We start from the raw sequence: 13807 nt of genomic DNA on the forward strand, positions 1-13807 counted from the left end.
CCGTTGAATATTCTCCCCTCAAACCTTACCTGGCATCTAACATTAATGCTGACTTAGATGCACAAAGCATTTTAACTTATCCCATCTCGCAAAAAACCTTGGCAATTGAAGCCAATAGTTATTACTTTGGGCATCCTGAATGGGCAAAAAACTACTTTGAAGCTTGTCACCGTAGTGATATATTCAAATCTCGCTGGCAAGCTGCCACAGGTAGTTGGGATGACAAAATTGTAGTAGATATCGGTTGTGGCCCTGGTAATCTCTTTGCCACACTTGGCGGTAAACCAAAATTACTCATTGGTGTGGACGTGAGTTATGGCGGACTGGAAATGGCGCAAAGTCTTGGCTATACTCCAGTGTTAGCAGATGCTCATAACTTGCCGTTTGTCTCTGGTTTTGCTGATATTGTGGCGGTGAATGCCACTTTACATCATTGTGATCAGATGGATGTGGTTTTAGCAGAAGCCGCGCGTTTAGTTCGTCCTGGGGGAATTTTAATCACAGACCATGATCCTCATCGCAGTGCTTGGAATTTCCAAGGCTTGGGTATGTGGTTATGGCAATTTCGTTTAGGACTTTATCGATTAATTAAACGCGGTGGTCATGCTTCCGCCGCAGAACAAAGCTGGGGACTAGCAACTGAAGTTCATCACCGTCCGGGGGATGGAGTCACAGCAGAAATGTTTCACAGAACTTTAGAACCGCTTGGGTTTACTGTGAAAACTTACCCTCATAATCATCAGTTGGGTGCAGAAACTTTTGAGGGTAATTATGGCCAGTCTGAATGGAAGTATCGCTTTGCTCAATTTTTGTCGGGGATCAATCCCAATTCACCACAAGCAGCCCTATCGCTGATGTGTGTTGCTACCCGGCGTGCTGAGTAAGAATATTAACCCCTAACCTCTGCTTCAGCTTTGCCTTTGGTAAATAACCAAGTTGCAAGTAAGGCGAGGACAATTCCGGCAATGATAAAACAAGGTATATAGCCAAAATTATCTACCACCCTCCCAAATACAGCTGCACCAATTCCCTGACCAATAAATAAGTTAAAGGCAAACAACGAAACTGCTGTACCCCGCGCTTCTGGTGCGAGTTCGGTGGCTTGGGTTTGCAGGGTGCTGTGCATCATATAAAAAGCTAATCCCATTAGGGCGCAGAAGGGAATAAATAATAGCCAATTGTGTAATAATGCGATCGCTAAAAAGCAAATGCACATTAACCAGCCACCAACTCCCATCAGTCCAATTTCCCCTAGTCGCTGCACTAACCACTTGACGCTGCGGCTATAAATTAAGCCACCCAAACCAAAACTACTCAACATAAACCCAATGGTTACATAAGGTAAGCCGTATCTATCGCGGAGAAATGCACCACAGTAAGCAAATGCTCCCATTAAGCAAAAGCCTTCAATAAATACGGCGATAATTACCGTCCGGGCAGTGGGTTGGGTGAGTAATTGGTAATATGGCTTGAATGTTGCTAGACTAAATCGCTCTGTAGAACGATTGCCATCTCGAAAATTACGTGTTCCTCGCCATAGTAAACCAGCGATCGCTAAAGAAACAATCCCAAATAATAAAAAGATATCGCGCCAGCTAATATACTCGCCAAATATTCCGCCTAAACTACCGCCGAGAATTTGACCCAATACCAATGCACTCAAATATTTACCAATGGCGGCTTGACGTTCTGTGTAGGGAAAATTATCCCCAATATAAGCCAAGGTAACAGGAATAATCCCGGCGGCAAACACCCCTGTGAGAAACCGCAGTAAGGTAAGTAGGGCAATATTAGATACAAACGCACAAAGGGCTGTCCCTACAGCAAAGGCTGTTAATGCGGCTGTAATAACTTTTAATTTACCGATGCGATCGCCCAACGGCCCGTAAACTAACTGAAACAAACCGTAGGGAATGGTATACGCTGAAACAATCACCGCCGCACTACCCACACCAACATTAAATTCTTTGGCAATAATATGCAGCAGAGGGTCAATCACCCGCACATCGGCAATCACCATAAAAGCAGCAGCACCCAACAGCCCTAAAGAGACAGGTGTTTTATCTGTGTGTCCTACTAACCTACCCACTTAGTTCTCCTGTGTAAAGTGCTGAGTGCTGAGACGGGTGTAAAGGTTTGAAAGTGATACCCAATATATAATAATTAGCCTGCGGAGGCAGGCTTTGTTTGTATAGCCCCAGACTTCCAGTCTGAGGGGTTTGTATACGGACACCCCTAACCCCTCAATTATTTAATTTGCAACTGTCTTGGCTGATTGGTTAAACAACAAACTGCGGGATTTTTCTACATCTAATGCCTGATTTTTGAAAGCTTCAGCTTTCTCGTAGGCGCGAATTGTGGCTGGACGAGCTTTAATAGTTTCAAACCAGCGTTGGATATTGGGGAAATCTTCTAGTTTTTGACCTTGCCGTTCATAAGGCACAATCCAAGGATAAGCGGCGATATCTGCAATGGAATAATCACCAGCGATAAATTCTTTATCTGCTAGTTGCTTATTTAACACTGCATATAACCGCCCCGTTTCGTTGACATAACGGTTAATTGCATACTCAATTTTTTCGGGAGCATAGCTGCTAAAGTGGTGATTCTGTCCAGCCATTGGCCCTAAACCTGCCATTTGCCAAAACAACCATTGCAGTACTTCTACGCGCTTTCTGAGATCAGCAGGAATTAATTTCCCGGTTTTTTCTGCTAGATACAGCAAAATTGCCCCAGATTCAAAAACTGAGACTGGCGCACCACCATCTGCTGGTTCATGGTCAACGATCGCCGGGATACGATTGTTAGGAGAAATCTTGAGAAAGTCTGGTTGAAACTGCTCCCCAGCGCCGATATTGATAGGCACAATTTTATAAGGTATTTCCGCTTCTTCCAGAAACATCGTGATTTTATGACCGTTGGGCGTTGTCCAATAGTAAAGCTCAATCATGATTTGATTCCCCATTTGAGTGCTGAGTGCTGAGTGCTGTACACTGAGCGCAGTCGAAGTGTGAGTGCTGAGTCAGAATTCTACCCCTACACCCACACACCCTTATTCCCACACCCCCTACAACCCCCACACCCTTGCACCCTTAATTTTTACCCTTGATATGGATTACCAACTCTATCTACAAACACGTTGTAAGAAAATGGTAAGCGGCCTGGATTTAAGCGAGGCTCTGCGGCATAACCTACAGGAACGATAACAGCGATCGCTAAATTTGGATCATCTGTTGCACCAATTACTTCTTTTACTTTGTCTTCAATCCAGCCATTCATAAAGCAGGTGGATAATCCCAAGCTTTCGGCGGCTAATACTAAATGAGTAGAAGCAATAATCGCATCTTTGATGGCATATTCCCGGCGCTTGTCTCCTAAACCAGCTTGAAATTGCGGAATGGAATTTCTAAAGTAGTTGACTGTACCTTCATTCCAAGCACCTGTTTGCAATCCCTGGTCTAAAATTGGAGTCAAATCTCGTTCACCAGCCGTAACATCAGCCGCAAACACAAAAGTTACAGGTGCTTCAATAACTTGCTTTTGATTCCAAGATGCAGCAGCTAAAGCTTGTTTTTGTGCTTCATCTTGCACCAAAATAATTCGCCAGTCTTGAATGTTAAAGCTACTGGGTGCGGCTACAGTTAACTCTACCAGTTGCTTTAGTAGTTCTGGTGCAATGGGATCTGTTTTAAAAGTTTTGATCGAACGACGCTGAAGAATAGCGGTAGGTACATCTAAAGCTTTTGTTTGAGCGATTTGATTCATGAGATTTTCCCCTGAAAGATAGGTTACAGGCATTATATATTTGGCTACCTGCTGACTGGCAGATTTAACTATTGATAAATATTTACCTATTGGACTTAAATATCTATCGACAGAAGAAGACAGCAGTAAATTAGGACTTACGCAAGAACCCTCTCAAACTCTTATAACTTCGTGTCCTACCCTTCGGGAAGCCACTTCGTGTCTATGCGCCCTTTGCGGTACCCTTCGGGAAGCCGCTTGCGCGTCTACGTTTTTTCATGATTTTGCGTCATCCTAATATTTTTACTTTTATCTTCTCTAATCTCTAACCTCTATTTTCCAACTCGTTAAATAATTGACCGAATGACACCACCATCAACCCGCACAGCCGCACCATTCGTAGCCGAAGCTAAAGGACTGGAAAGGTAAGCTACGAGTGTGGCGACTTCTTCGTTAGTTGCAAAGCGTTGGATAAGAGAACTGGGACGTACTTTTTGAAAAAATTCCGCCTCAACTTCCTTGGCGCTGATTCCCTTTTCTTTTCCCATCTGGGTAATAAATTCCTCAACACCTTCTGAACGTGTAGGCCCTGGTAGTACAGAATTTACTGTCACGGCTGTACCAACGGTCAGTTCTGCTAAACCCCTGGCGAGAGAAATTTGAGCCGTTTTCGTTACACCGTAGTGAATCATTTCTACAGGAATTTGAACACCAGACTCGCTGGAGATAAAAATCACTCGTCCCCAGTTTTTTTCCAACATTTTTTGCAGATATTTGCGACTTAAGCGCACTCCGCTAAGTACGTTCACTTCCAATATATGCAGCCAATCTTCGTCAGTAATCTCAAAAAATGCTTTCGGTTCGTAAATTCCCAGATTATTAATCAGGATATCAACTTGCGGAAATTGAGCAAAAACTTGCTCGACTCCAACTGGTGTTGCTAAATCGGCAACAATGCCTGTAACTTTTGCATCAGGAGTGGTTTGCTTAATCTTGTCAATCGCCTGGGTGACTCGTTGTTCACTGCGACCATTGACAATTACTGCTGCACCTTCTTGTGCTAAAGTTTGGGCGATTGCAAAACCAATACCTGTGGTAGAACCACTAACCAACGCTGATTTATTATCTAATTTCAAATCCATATTGCTTCCCCTCTACAGGTGAAGTGCTTTTCGTACACTGAGCGAAGTGGGAGTAATGAGTGATGAGTAACGTACACCCATACACCCCTACACCCACACCCATACACACCCCTAAATCACCACACTCCTGCCTCTTATTCCTGCGGAATATGCTGTGCTAAAGTCTTAGTTAATGTAGATTTCGGCACTGCACCAACTACCGTATCTACTTGTCGCCCATCCTTAAAAATCATGAGTGTGGGTATGGTGCGAATACCGTAATGACTGGCAATAGTAGGATTTTGATCGGTGTTCACCTTCACTACTTTTACCTGTCCTTCGTATTCATTGGCAACTTCATCGACTACTGGCGCAACCATCCGACAAGGGCCACACCAAGGAGCCCAAAAATCTACTAAAACTGGAACCTCACTTTCTAAAACTTCTGGCTTGAACGTGGCTTCTGTGACATTTGTAACGGATGACATAGTTGCCTTCCTGTTTTAATTCGTTTATTCGATTTTATCGAATAATTAAAATATACGCTAGTTTAAGAGATAATACAAGTATGAGATTTTTATATCACCCAGACAGAAAAGATATATCGTTACCGGCGGTGTTGTATGCCTTGGGCGACCCAGTGCGGCTAGAGATTGTGAGATTATTAGCGAGTAAAGGGGAGCAATGCTGCGCGGATTTTGATTTTGCGATCGCCAAGTCTACCATGTCCAACCACTTCAAAATTCTGAGAGAGTCAGGAGTAGTTCTGACCCATAAAGAAGGAACCCAGCACATCAATCAGTTGCGGCGCGAAGACTTAGAATTGTTATTTCCTGGTTTATTAGAAGCAGTATTGCGATCGGCTCAACCATTATTGTCTCAAAAATCAATGGTCAAGAGTCAATAGTCATTTGTCCTTGGTCATTCCCCACACTCCCCACACTTCCCACACTTCCCACACTTCCCACACTTCCCACACTCCCTTTCACCCTATGTCATCATAGTTAAGGTTGAACAATTCTGGAGATAAGACCACGGTTTACGCACGTCCCCTAGCACGGTTAATTGAGCAGTTGCAACGCCTACCAGGAGTTGGCCCCAAATCAGCCCAGCGACTGGCTCTGCACATTTTAAAGCGCCCAGAAGCAGAAGTAGAAGCTCTGGCGCAGGCTTTGGTTGATGCCAAAAAGCAGGTAGGCTTATGTTCAGTCTGCTTTCACTTATCTGCGGAACCAGTTTGTGAAATTTGCCGCAACCCCAACCGCGACAATCAAACTATCTGTGTTGTAGCTGATTCCCGCGATGTAATTGCGCTGGAAAAAACCCGCGAATACAAAGGTAAATATCATGTTTTGGGCGGAGTAATTTCGCCGATGGATGGAATTGGCCCAGAACAGCTAAATCTCCAACCCTTAGTGCGGCGGGTAAGTCAGCAAAAACCCCAGGAAGTGATTTTAGCAATTAGTCCCAGTGTAGAAGGGGAAACCACCACACTATATATAGGTCAACTACTGAAACCTTTTACAAAAGTGACACGCATTGCCTTTGGCCTACCTGTAGGCGGAGATTTAGAATACGCCGACGAAGTAACCTTAGCCAGAGCCTTAGAAGGACGACGGGAGTTAGATTGATGGGTGTACTGATTCAAAACCTCTATAATCACATCTTGCACCAAGCGACTGAAGTCGCGGCTACACGAACAAAACCCGCCTGCGCGGGTTCAAAACCCTTGACTTTACATTAGTCCGCGTAGGCGGACTTCGTTTTTATAGCCGCGAATTCCATTCGTCGGGGCTAGGTTGCAAGATATGTGTATACCGTTCGGCTGACGCTCACGGCGAAGCCCTATACCCTTACACCCACACACCCACTCTTAACATACAATCTTTGTGCATAAATCCTGAACTATTGACTATTAGCCAAAAGTTGATTCCAAGCTTTAATGACTTGCTGTAAATCTTGAGGCAAGTTGCTTTGAGAAATATCATTATACTGCACAGTACCCTGTCTGCTGGTAAGAGTATAGGTAATAAAATCTGCTGCACCTGTGGGTGCGGGATAACTGCGGTTGTTAAATTCCTTGCGGGTACGTTGGAGTAATTGTTGAAATTGTCGCAGTTGTTGGCGCGAAGTTCTCTTGACACTGCGTTCAGAATCATTCGCATCACCAATACGCACTCGAATCACGCGACCATCATTGAGTAATACTGTTTGGTAGGTTCTTCCAGCAAAACCACCGCTAGAAATCTGGCGGAAGACTACACCTTGATCTAAAGGTGGCGGTAATTCATTGGTAGGAATGGGAATTGATTTGGCTGTGTTAGTTTGGTTTTCACCTGAAGCCAACTTGACGCGCGAACCATCGTTATCGGATAAAAACACCCAACGCTGATTTGCTGCACCTACGGTTACTTGCCAACCAGTAACCGATATGGGATCACAAGGATAAGGAGGGGTGGAGCGATCGCAACCATCTGCCCAATTTTTGGCTGTAAAATTGAGGATAGATAGCGATCGCACTGATAATCCTGAAACTGCTTGCGCTTCTTGTAAAACTCCATCCCGCACTTTTTTCGGCAATTTTTTCTGTGATGAATTAGTTGCTGAAGCTAAACGCAAAGAACGCCCATTATTATTAGTGTGATAAGTCCATTTCTGCTCACCATTTGATACCACAACTAACCAACCAGGAACTAATGCTTGAGTACAGAATTCATTCGGTTGTGCTAATTCCAAACAACCATTACGCCAAGTCTTACGGCTATAGTTAACAATTTGTAGTTCTCTCTTCGATACGCCATTTCTGCTCACCACATCTTGAAAAACTGCATTAGTAACTAACGTGGGTAAGCCATTAGATTTATTTTTATTGGCGTAAACTTCATTTGTAGTTGTTGCCGAAAAACTAGCTGGATTTGCTGTGGCACTTTTAATCAATGTTAGTCCACTACCAACAGACAAAATACTAGTCAAAACTAAGGCGGTTAAAATTCTCGCTTGATTGACAATATGTTGATTTTTTCGCATTTTTTCCTAAATAGAATGCCTTTATTGTGAATATTTAAGGCATTAAAAACCAATATTTTAGTAATTAATGACAACAAAATACTCAGTTTCCGAATTATAAGTAGAAGCACTAAATTAAACCTAACTTGAGATTACCAAGTTCAACAATTCGGCAAAGCTCAGTGAGCAATATGATTAACCTTATTCTCATCAGCTTATTGAGCATTGAGCGAAGTCGAAATGCGAATTTTATCCACCTACTTATAAACTCGGAATTTTTGAAAGGTCTGTCATCAAAAGCAGACATAGGCAAGAGACGCAGGGATAGTGATACTTTGTTCCTTAATCTTTATCCAAATTTTACAAAATGAAAAACACTTCGATTACCTGTATAAATTATGGCGTTGCTGATTAGCACGATGTTTTTTGTTTCGCGCAAAAATGCAAACAATCTTTACTGCAATTAAATTGCAAGATTTTATACTGTAGCTAAGGTTGTCGATGTTTAGCATAAGTATAGTATAAGAATCTTAAAACGTATTTTTTAACATCAGTACTGTTGGGTAGTTAATAAAATTTTCCTTTTTTAAGCTGATATTAGCCAATGTAAATATTTATTGCGGAATCCTTTGATACCAATTTTTAGTAAGTAATATTGTCGTTTTATCCCCTGCTATCCAAGGGTAATTACTTAGATAAAGCTGACATAATAAGCATCCATTTTTATTATTTTATCGGAGATAAATATCAATAGCTATTCAAGCTAATTCAGAACTGGTAACAGACAAAGAAAATGACTGCGAACAACAATTGAGTAAGCATTTTCATTCTTCCTGGTAACACTCGTCATAGTGGCATTAATATGGCAAAAATAGGATTACTAATCGGTGTTGATGAATACGAACCTGGATTAAATCCTCTTCCAGCAGCAGGGAAAGATATTGAAGCATTACGTCGAGTTTTACAAGATCCTGAGATGGGAGATTTTCATGAGCTAAAAAGCTTAAAAAATCCTGATCCTCAGATCATGCAATATGAAATTGAAGCACTTTTTTCAGAGCGAACGAGAGAAGATTTAATCCTTTTGTATTTTTCCGGTCATGGGATTAAAGATGATGCAGGTAACTTATATTTTGCAACCCGCGCAACCAAGAAAAACTCAAAAGGAGAATTAGTTAGGTCTACAGCAGTCCCCGCTAATTTTATTCATGAAGTCATGAAACGCAGTCGCGCTAAACGTCAAGTAATTATCTTAGACTGCTGTTTTAGTGGCGCATTCGACCCAATTTTATATGCAAAAAATGATAACTCTATTGATTTACAAGGACAACTAGGTTCAGAAGGACGTGTGGTTCTCGCATCTTCGAGTTCTACTGAATATTCTTTTGAACAAGAAGGGTCAGAACTATCTGTTTATACTCGTTATTTAATAGAAGGTATTGAAACAGGAGCCGGAGATTTAAATAGAGATGGACAAATTTCTATTTTAGAACTGCATGAATATGCTAGTGGTAAGATACAAGAATTATTACCGAATCTCAACCCTAAAATTATTGTTTTGCGAGATAAGGGTTTTGAAATTATCTTAGCCAAAGCCAAATTTCATCCACCCAATATTTTAGAAACTACTCATAGTAAAATTAATATTGGAGAAATTAAATTAGAGTACTCTAGTAAACTAAATAATGATAGGTACTATAATCCTATCCCCAGTCTATTACAACCTTTTGAATCATTTATTAGTAGGTTAATTACCAAATTAAACGAATTTTCGGAAAGATTTTTATTTAAATATAAAGAAGAAACCATTGCAATTCAAAATTCTATTCTAGAAATCATCAGATTAACTTCCGATGCAGACCTAGTTTTTGTTATGAGTCGTGCTAACCACCAAAATGTTTGGGATATTAAAGCACAGAGTAACTTTAGTGAAGTTATTGATGATGATGATTATGCTGAGATTATTAAAAATAAAATTTTGGCTAATATTCCCATTAACTCTATATTTACTCCAGATCATCATGGAATTTATAGAAGCCATTATGATGAACAAGCATCAGTATCTAAAGCTTTTATTCTCATACCCTTAGATACATTAGATAATGAGTTTATTTTAGTTTGTGGTTTATTGCGAGATTCTTACCTAATCAGTGATGCTTACTGTACGATTATCTCTAGTTTCTACTTATCTAGTCAGAAATTTTATCTCCAATCAGCCAGAGTAGAAGCATCTATTTTGGATAACTTAAAAAAAGTATATGGTTTTGTGCCAATTTCTTTTTATGAGAAAAGATTTAGTCTTTTCTGCGATCGTCTTACTAAAATTATTATCTATTTTGAGCCAATTCTTGATTTAGATACATTTTCAATTAGTGGCTGGGAAGCTTTAGCGCGTGACCCCGATAGCCTAACCGCGCCTGTAGATTTATTCTATGCTGCTGAGTTATGGGGACGAAAATTTACCATAGAATTAGATAAATTTCTCCTCAAGTTAGCGGCTAATAGCTACAGAAAAGCATTGATAGAAGCAAAACAAAATCGAGCCTATGAAATACTTCCTCTGTCTGTGAATGTATATCCAGAATCTTTGATGCGAACAGCGTATTTTGAAACTGTGCGTGAAATTGTCAAGGAAGGAAAAAGCAATCAAATTCCAGCCAGAAAACTAATTTTAGAAATTTCTGAAAAAGCTGATTTACCTATGTATCAAGATGGAATCAAACTACTATCGCCATTAGATACCTTTAAATTGAGATTGTCTAAATATGTTCAAGAATTAAAAGTTAAGTTTGGGATTGATGATTTTGGTGTAGGTTATGCTTCAGTCTCTCGATTAGCTGGACTTAACCCGCCTTATGTCAAAATTGATAGGGAAATTCTGCATCGTGAACCAGTAAGTGTTATTATCAATTTTGTCCAACAAATAGTTTCATCAACAAATCCACTCAATCCAGCCAGCATCATTGTTGAGGGATTAGATAAAACTTCACCAGTAAAATTATGTCAATTGAGAAAGTTAGATATTAGCTATGTACAAGGTCATTTAATTGGCAAAGCTGAACCAGGAATTTATCGTTTATCTCAGGAAAAAAGTGAGTTTTTGCGAGAACAAATTTTTTCGGAATAACTGATGTAATACTCAGCTTTTTACGCCCATAAAACTTGATTTTCAACTAATTTAGGGTTATCAACATCAAACCTAATAGTAGTAGCCGCCCAGTTTTTTAAATCTGGTGCTAACCAAACTAGCTGACTGAGAACTTCATCGTTAACCCACAGCACTACGGGGAAATGCAGATTTTTGCGAAACTCATCGCGCATGAGATTAGTGCTAATTAGCAGTTGTGGAATTGCTACGACTGACTCTAAACCATGCACTATCAAAGCTTGAGGATGAGGAAGACCAATATTATTAGTGATTGTCGTATAAAGTGTTTCATCTGTAGGTGACAAGATGAGTTCTTGGATGGCTACCGATGACAATTCTTTTAAAAATTTCAGTATCTGCTGTCGTTGAGAAATAGAGTCACAACAAACGAGTATCAAAGAAAATTCCCCAGCAGCAACCTTAATTGCTCTTGCTAACCTCTCTGCTGCGGCTGCATTATTTCCTACGCTTTCTGGGAAATTACTGCTAGTATTCATTCCATACCCTGCATTTGATATTCAAAATAGCTAGTTTTTATAGTGAACTTACTTAATTTAAGGTTATTTATATTACCTTAATGAAGTTGGAAATTGACAGAGATTCTTTCTGATAATAAATAGCATAATCCTAAATGTCCAAGAGTAGGGAAAAAAATTAAGATTTGTATACAGATGATAAATGTGGGTTTGTGTAACTATAGTTACAATGTCATGAAAGCCAGACAGAACTAATATTGTGTTTGGTGAAAGACTTATTATTCAATTAGAGACAGGGAAGACAAGGGAGACAAGGGAGACAAGGGAGACAAGGGAGACAAGGGAGAGAGAGATTTACCTTGTTTTTTATTCCCGTTCACATTCAGAATTTTGTACTTTGCTTGAGCAGGTGAGCAAGCAACTTCTGTTGAGGTATACCAGTCAATTGTCCATGTTTTCTGTTGTTTGTAACCAAAGATGAAAAGATTTCTCAAGCGGTGTGTTGAGGTAGTTGTTTGGAATTTGGGTCAAAGTCGCAAACAGGCTTTCTTTGGCATTATGGTTGTTCTCAGTGCGATCGCTACACTCCTACTTTCATTTCCCATTGCAGCACAAAATTTGCCAGCGAATTCAGAATTAAGGGGAGTATGGTTAACTAATATTGATAGTGATGTGTTGTTTGAGCGCAACCGCCTCAAGAATGCACTGCAAAAGCTCGATGAATTAAACTTCAATACTGTTTATCCGGCGGTGTGGAATTGGGGATATACATTATATCCCAGCAAAGTAGCTGCGAAAGTTATTGGGCGATCGCTTGATCCCACACCAGGGTTGCAAGGGCGCGATATGCTCAAAGAAATTGTTGATACAGGACATAAACAAGGGTTAACGGTGATTCCTTGGTTTGAATTTGGCTTTATGGCTCCTGCTGATTCTTTATTAGCCAAAAACCGTCCCCAGTGGCTAACAAGTCGCAGCAACGGTACAAAAATTGTCAAAGAAGGTATACACGATAGAGTTTGGCTAAATCCCTTCCACCCAGATGTTCAGAAATTTATTCAAGATTTAATCGTGGAAATTGTTCGCAATTACGACATTGACGGGATTCAATTTGATGACCATTTTGGCTTGCCTTCAGAATTAGGCTACGATGCTTATACAGTGGCACTTTATAAAAAAGAACACGGTGGTAAAGCACCCTCGAAAAATTCCCAAGATTTAGAATGGGTGCGTTGGCGAGCAAATAAGATCACCGACTTTATGAAGCGGGTATTTACAGCGATTAAAACCACGAAAAAGAACTGTTTAGTTTCCGTTGCACCAAATCCTCAGCGTTTTTCTTACGAATACTTTTTAGCCGACTGGCAAAAATGGGAACGTTTGGGACTGGTGGAAGAATTGGTGTTGCAGATATATCGGGATGACTTGAATGTATTTATCAAAGAATTAGAGTATCCAGAAGTGAAAGCGGCACGTAGTCATATCCCTGTGAGTATAGGAATTATAGCTGGTTTGAAGAACAAAAATGTACCCATTGACCAAATTCAAACCCAGGTGCAGAAAGTACGCGATCGCAACTTTGCTGGTGTCTCTTTCTTTTTCTATGAAACTCTGTGGAACTTAAGCAAAGAATCAGCCTCAGTGCGTCAAGCTGGCTTACAGAAAATTTTCCCCACCCCAGCAAATTATCCAAACTTATTGGCAGGTTGGAATAAGGCTGTTAAAGCTCAATAATCATTATTTTCACACCCTTCATCATGAGGCTTGATATCAAACTCCATCAAAAGTAGGTGGATAAACAACCTTTCCCGTATACTTTGGCTGATAGTTTTGCAGTGGTTTAACCATAAAAACATCATCTGGTACGGGAAAAGGCGACTCAATTTGATAAATCACAGAAGGCTGAAAACCAAAGCGATTATAGAAGTGGGGATGACCTAATACAATTACTAAAACTTCTCCTTTGTCATTGGCTATTTTTAACCCTACTTCTGCTAAGGCGCTGCCAATACCTTGTTTTTGAAATTGGGGATGAACAGCCAAAGGTGCTAAACCAATTACCTGGAGAGTCTCTGTATTTACTAGATCAATATAGCTAAATAAAATGTGACCAACTATGAGATTATCTATTTCAGCAACTAATGAAAGTTCTGGAATATAGCGGTCTGAACGGCGAATTTTATCTATTAGGTTAGCCTCGTTTGCTTGCCCAAAGGCTAAATTATTCACTTCTGCTATTGCTGAATAGTCTGCTAAAGTTTCACAGCGAATATTGACCATTTTAAAATTAATACTCAAAAATTTAGTTATCA

At 40.3% G+C, this 13807-nt stretch carries 13 protein-coding genes; 5 read left to right on the forward strand and 8 right to left on the reverse strand.

What is annotated here, in order from left to right; translation table 11 throughout:
• Positions 1-98: 98 nt before the first annotated feature.
• The gene (locus tag H6G75_RS16705) at positions 99-884 is read left to right on the forward strand and encodes a class I SAM-dependent methyltransferase (protein ID WP_242051554.1); all 786 of its coding nucleotides are present in this window, start codon (positions 99-101) and stop codon (positions 882-884) included.
• Positions 885-889: 5 nt separating this feature from the next.
• On the opposite strand, the gene H6G75_RS16710 is transcribed toward H6G75_RS16705, so the two are convergent.
• The 5 genes from H6G75_RS16710 to trxA form a co-directional block, all read right to left on the reverse strand.
• On the reverse strand, positions 890-2089 hold the full coding sequence (locus tag H6G75_RS16710) for an MFS transporter (protein WP_190981148.1): 1200 nt from the start codon (positions 2087-2089) through the stop codon (positions 890-892).
• 162 nt (positions 2090-2251) lie between these two features.
• Positions 2252-2950 carry a glutathione binding-like protein gene (locus H6G75_RS16715; RefSeq protein WP_190981149.1) on the reverse strand — a complete coding sequence of 233 codons (699 nt, stop codon included), beginning with the start codon at positions 2948-2950 and terminating at the stop codon, positions 2252-2254.
• Positions 2951-3099: 149 nt separating this feature from the next.
• Positions 3100-3765 carry a nitroreductase family protein gene (locus H6G75_RS16720; protein WP_190981150.1) on the reverse strand — a complete coding sequence of 222 codons (666 nt, stop codon included), beginning with the start codon at positions 3763-3765 and terminating at the stop codon, positions 3100-3102.
• Positions 3766-4091: 326 nt separating this feature from the next.
• Positions 4092-4886 carry an SDR family NAD(P)-dependent oxidoreductase gene (locus tag H6G75_RS16725; protein ID WP_190981151.1) on the reverse strand — a complete coding sequence of 265 codons (795 nt, stop codon included), beginning with the start codon at positions 4884-4886 and terminating at the stop codon, positions 4092-4094.
• A 134-nt stretch (positions 4887-5020) separates the two neighbouring features.
• Complete coding sequence (gene trxA, locus H6G75_RS16730) at positions 5021-5353, reverse strand: thioredoxin (RefSeq protein WP_190981152.1); 333 nt, start codon at positions 5351-5353, stop codon at positions 5021-5023.
• Positions 5354-5433: 80 nt separating this feature from the next.
• Here trxA and H6G75_RS16735 point away from each other — a divergent pair, with 80 nt between their 5' ends.
• Together H6G75_RS16735 and recR are read left to right on the forward strand one after the other, a co-directional pair.
• The gene (locus tag H6G75_RS16735; protein ID WP_190676973.1) at positions 5434-5772 is read left to right on the forward strand and encodes a helix-turn-helix transcriptional regulator; all 339 of its coding nucleotides are present in this window, start codon (positions 5434-5436) and stop codon (positions 5770-5772) included.
• Between the two features lie 166 nt (positions 5773-5938).
• Positions 5939-6496, forward strand: coding sequence for a recombination mediator RecR (gene recR, locus H6G75_RS16740; RefSeq protein ID WP_235526676.1), 558 nt, complete (start codon positions 5939-5941; stop codon positions 6494-6496).
• 274 nt (positions 6497-6770) lie between these two features.
• On the opposite strand, the gene H6G75_RS16745 is transcribed toward recR, so the two are convergent.
• Positions 6771-7892 carry a hypothetical protein gene (locus H6G75_RS16745; RefSeq protein WP_190981154.1) on the reverse strand — a complete coding sequence of 374 codons (1122 nt, stop codon included), beginning with the start codon at positions 7890-7892 and terminating at the stop codon, positions 6771-6773.
• Between the two features lie 841 nt (positions 7893-8733).
• On the opposite strand from H6G75_RS16745, the gene H6G75_RS33010 reads away from it, so the two are divergent.
• A complete protein-coding gene (locus H6G75_RS33010) occupies positions 8734-10998 on the forward strand; it encodes a caspase, EACC1-associated type (protein WP_242051555.1) in 2265 nt (754 codons plus the stop codon).
• A gap of 20 nt (positions 10999-11018) precedes the next feature.
• Here H6G75_RS33010 and H6G75_RS16760 read toward each other — a convergent pair whose 3' ends face one another.
• Positions 11019-11516: a hypothetical protein gene (locus tag H6G75_RS16760; protein ID WP_190981155.1), complete on the reverse strand. Its 498-nt coding sequence runs from the start codon at positions 11514-11516 to the stop codon at positions 11019-11021.
• Between the two features lie 456 nt (positions 11517-11972).
• Between H6G75_RS16760 and H6G75_RS16765 the strand changes: the two genes are divergently transcribed.
• Positions 11973-13229, forward strand: a complete 1257-nt coding sequence (locus tag H6G75_RS16765; RefSeq protein WP_190981156.1) for a glycoside hydrolase family 10 protein — start codon at positions 11973-11975, stop codon at positions 13227-13229.
• Between the two features lie 36 nt (positions 13230-13265).
• Here the strand turns inward: H6G75_RS16765 and H6G75_RS16770 are convergent, their stop codons facing one another.
• Positions 13266-13775, reverse strand: a complete 510-nt coding sequence (locus tag H6G75_RS16770) for a GNAT family N-acetyltransferase (RefSeq protein ID WP_190981157.1) — start codon at positions 13773-13775, stop codon at positions 13266-13268.
• Between the last annotated feature and the right edge of the window lie 32 nt (positions 13776-13807).

The sequence above is a fragment of the Nostoc sp. FACHB-280 genome (assembly GCF_014697615.1).
Taxonomy (GTDB): Bacteria; Cyanobacteriota; Cyanobacteriia; order Cyanobacteriales; family Nostocaceae; genus Nostoc_B.

What these genes read in the sequence shown, in the direction of transcription:
- H6G75_RS16715 (WP_190981149.1), bottom strand. Translation starts at nt 2,950, where the DNA reads ATGATTGAGCTTTACTATTGGACAACGCCCAACGGTCATAAAATCACG.
- H6G75_RS16720 (WP_190981150.1), bottom strand. Translation starts at nt 3,765, where the DNA reads ATGAATCAAATCGCTCAAACAAAAGCTTTAGATGTACCTACCGCTATT.
- H6G75_RS16725 (WP_190981151.1), bottom strand. Translation starts at nt 4,886, where the DNA reads ATGGATTTGAAATTAGATAATAAATCAGCGTTGGTTAGTGGTTCTACC.
- trxA (WP_190981152.1), bottom strand. Translation starts at nt 5,353, where the DNA reads ATGTCATCCGTTACAAATGTCACAGAAGCCACGTTCAAGCCAGAAGTT.
- H6G75_RS16735 (WP_190676973.1), top strand. Translation starts at nt 5,434, where the DNA reads ATGAGATTTTTATATCACCCAGACAGAAAAGATATATCGTTACCGGCG.
- H6G75_RS16745 (WP_190981154.1), bottom strand. Translation starts at nt 7,892, where the DNA reads ATGCGAAAAAATCAACATATTGTCAATCAAGCGAGAATTTTAACCGCC.
- H6G75_RS33010 (WP_242051555.1), top strand. Translation starts at nt 8,734, where the DNA reads ATGGCAAAAATAGGATTACTAATCGGTGTTGATGAATACGAACCTGGA.
- H6G75_RS16760 (WP_190981155.1), bottom strand. Translation starts at nt 11,516, where the DNA reads ATGAATACTAGCAGTAATTTCCCAGAAAGCGTAGGAAATAATGCAGCC.
- H6G75_RS16765 (WP_190981156.1), top strand. Translation starts at nt 11,973, where the DNA reads ATGAAAAGATTTCTCAAGCGGTGTGTTGAGGTAGTTGTTTGGAATTTG.
- H6G75_RS16770 (WP_190981157.1), bottom strand. Translation starts at nt 13,775, where the DNA reads ATGGTCAATATTCGCTGTGAAACTTTAGCAGACTATTCAGCAATAGCA.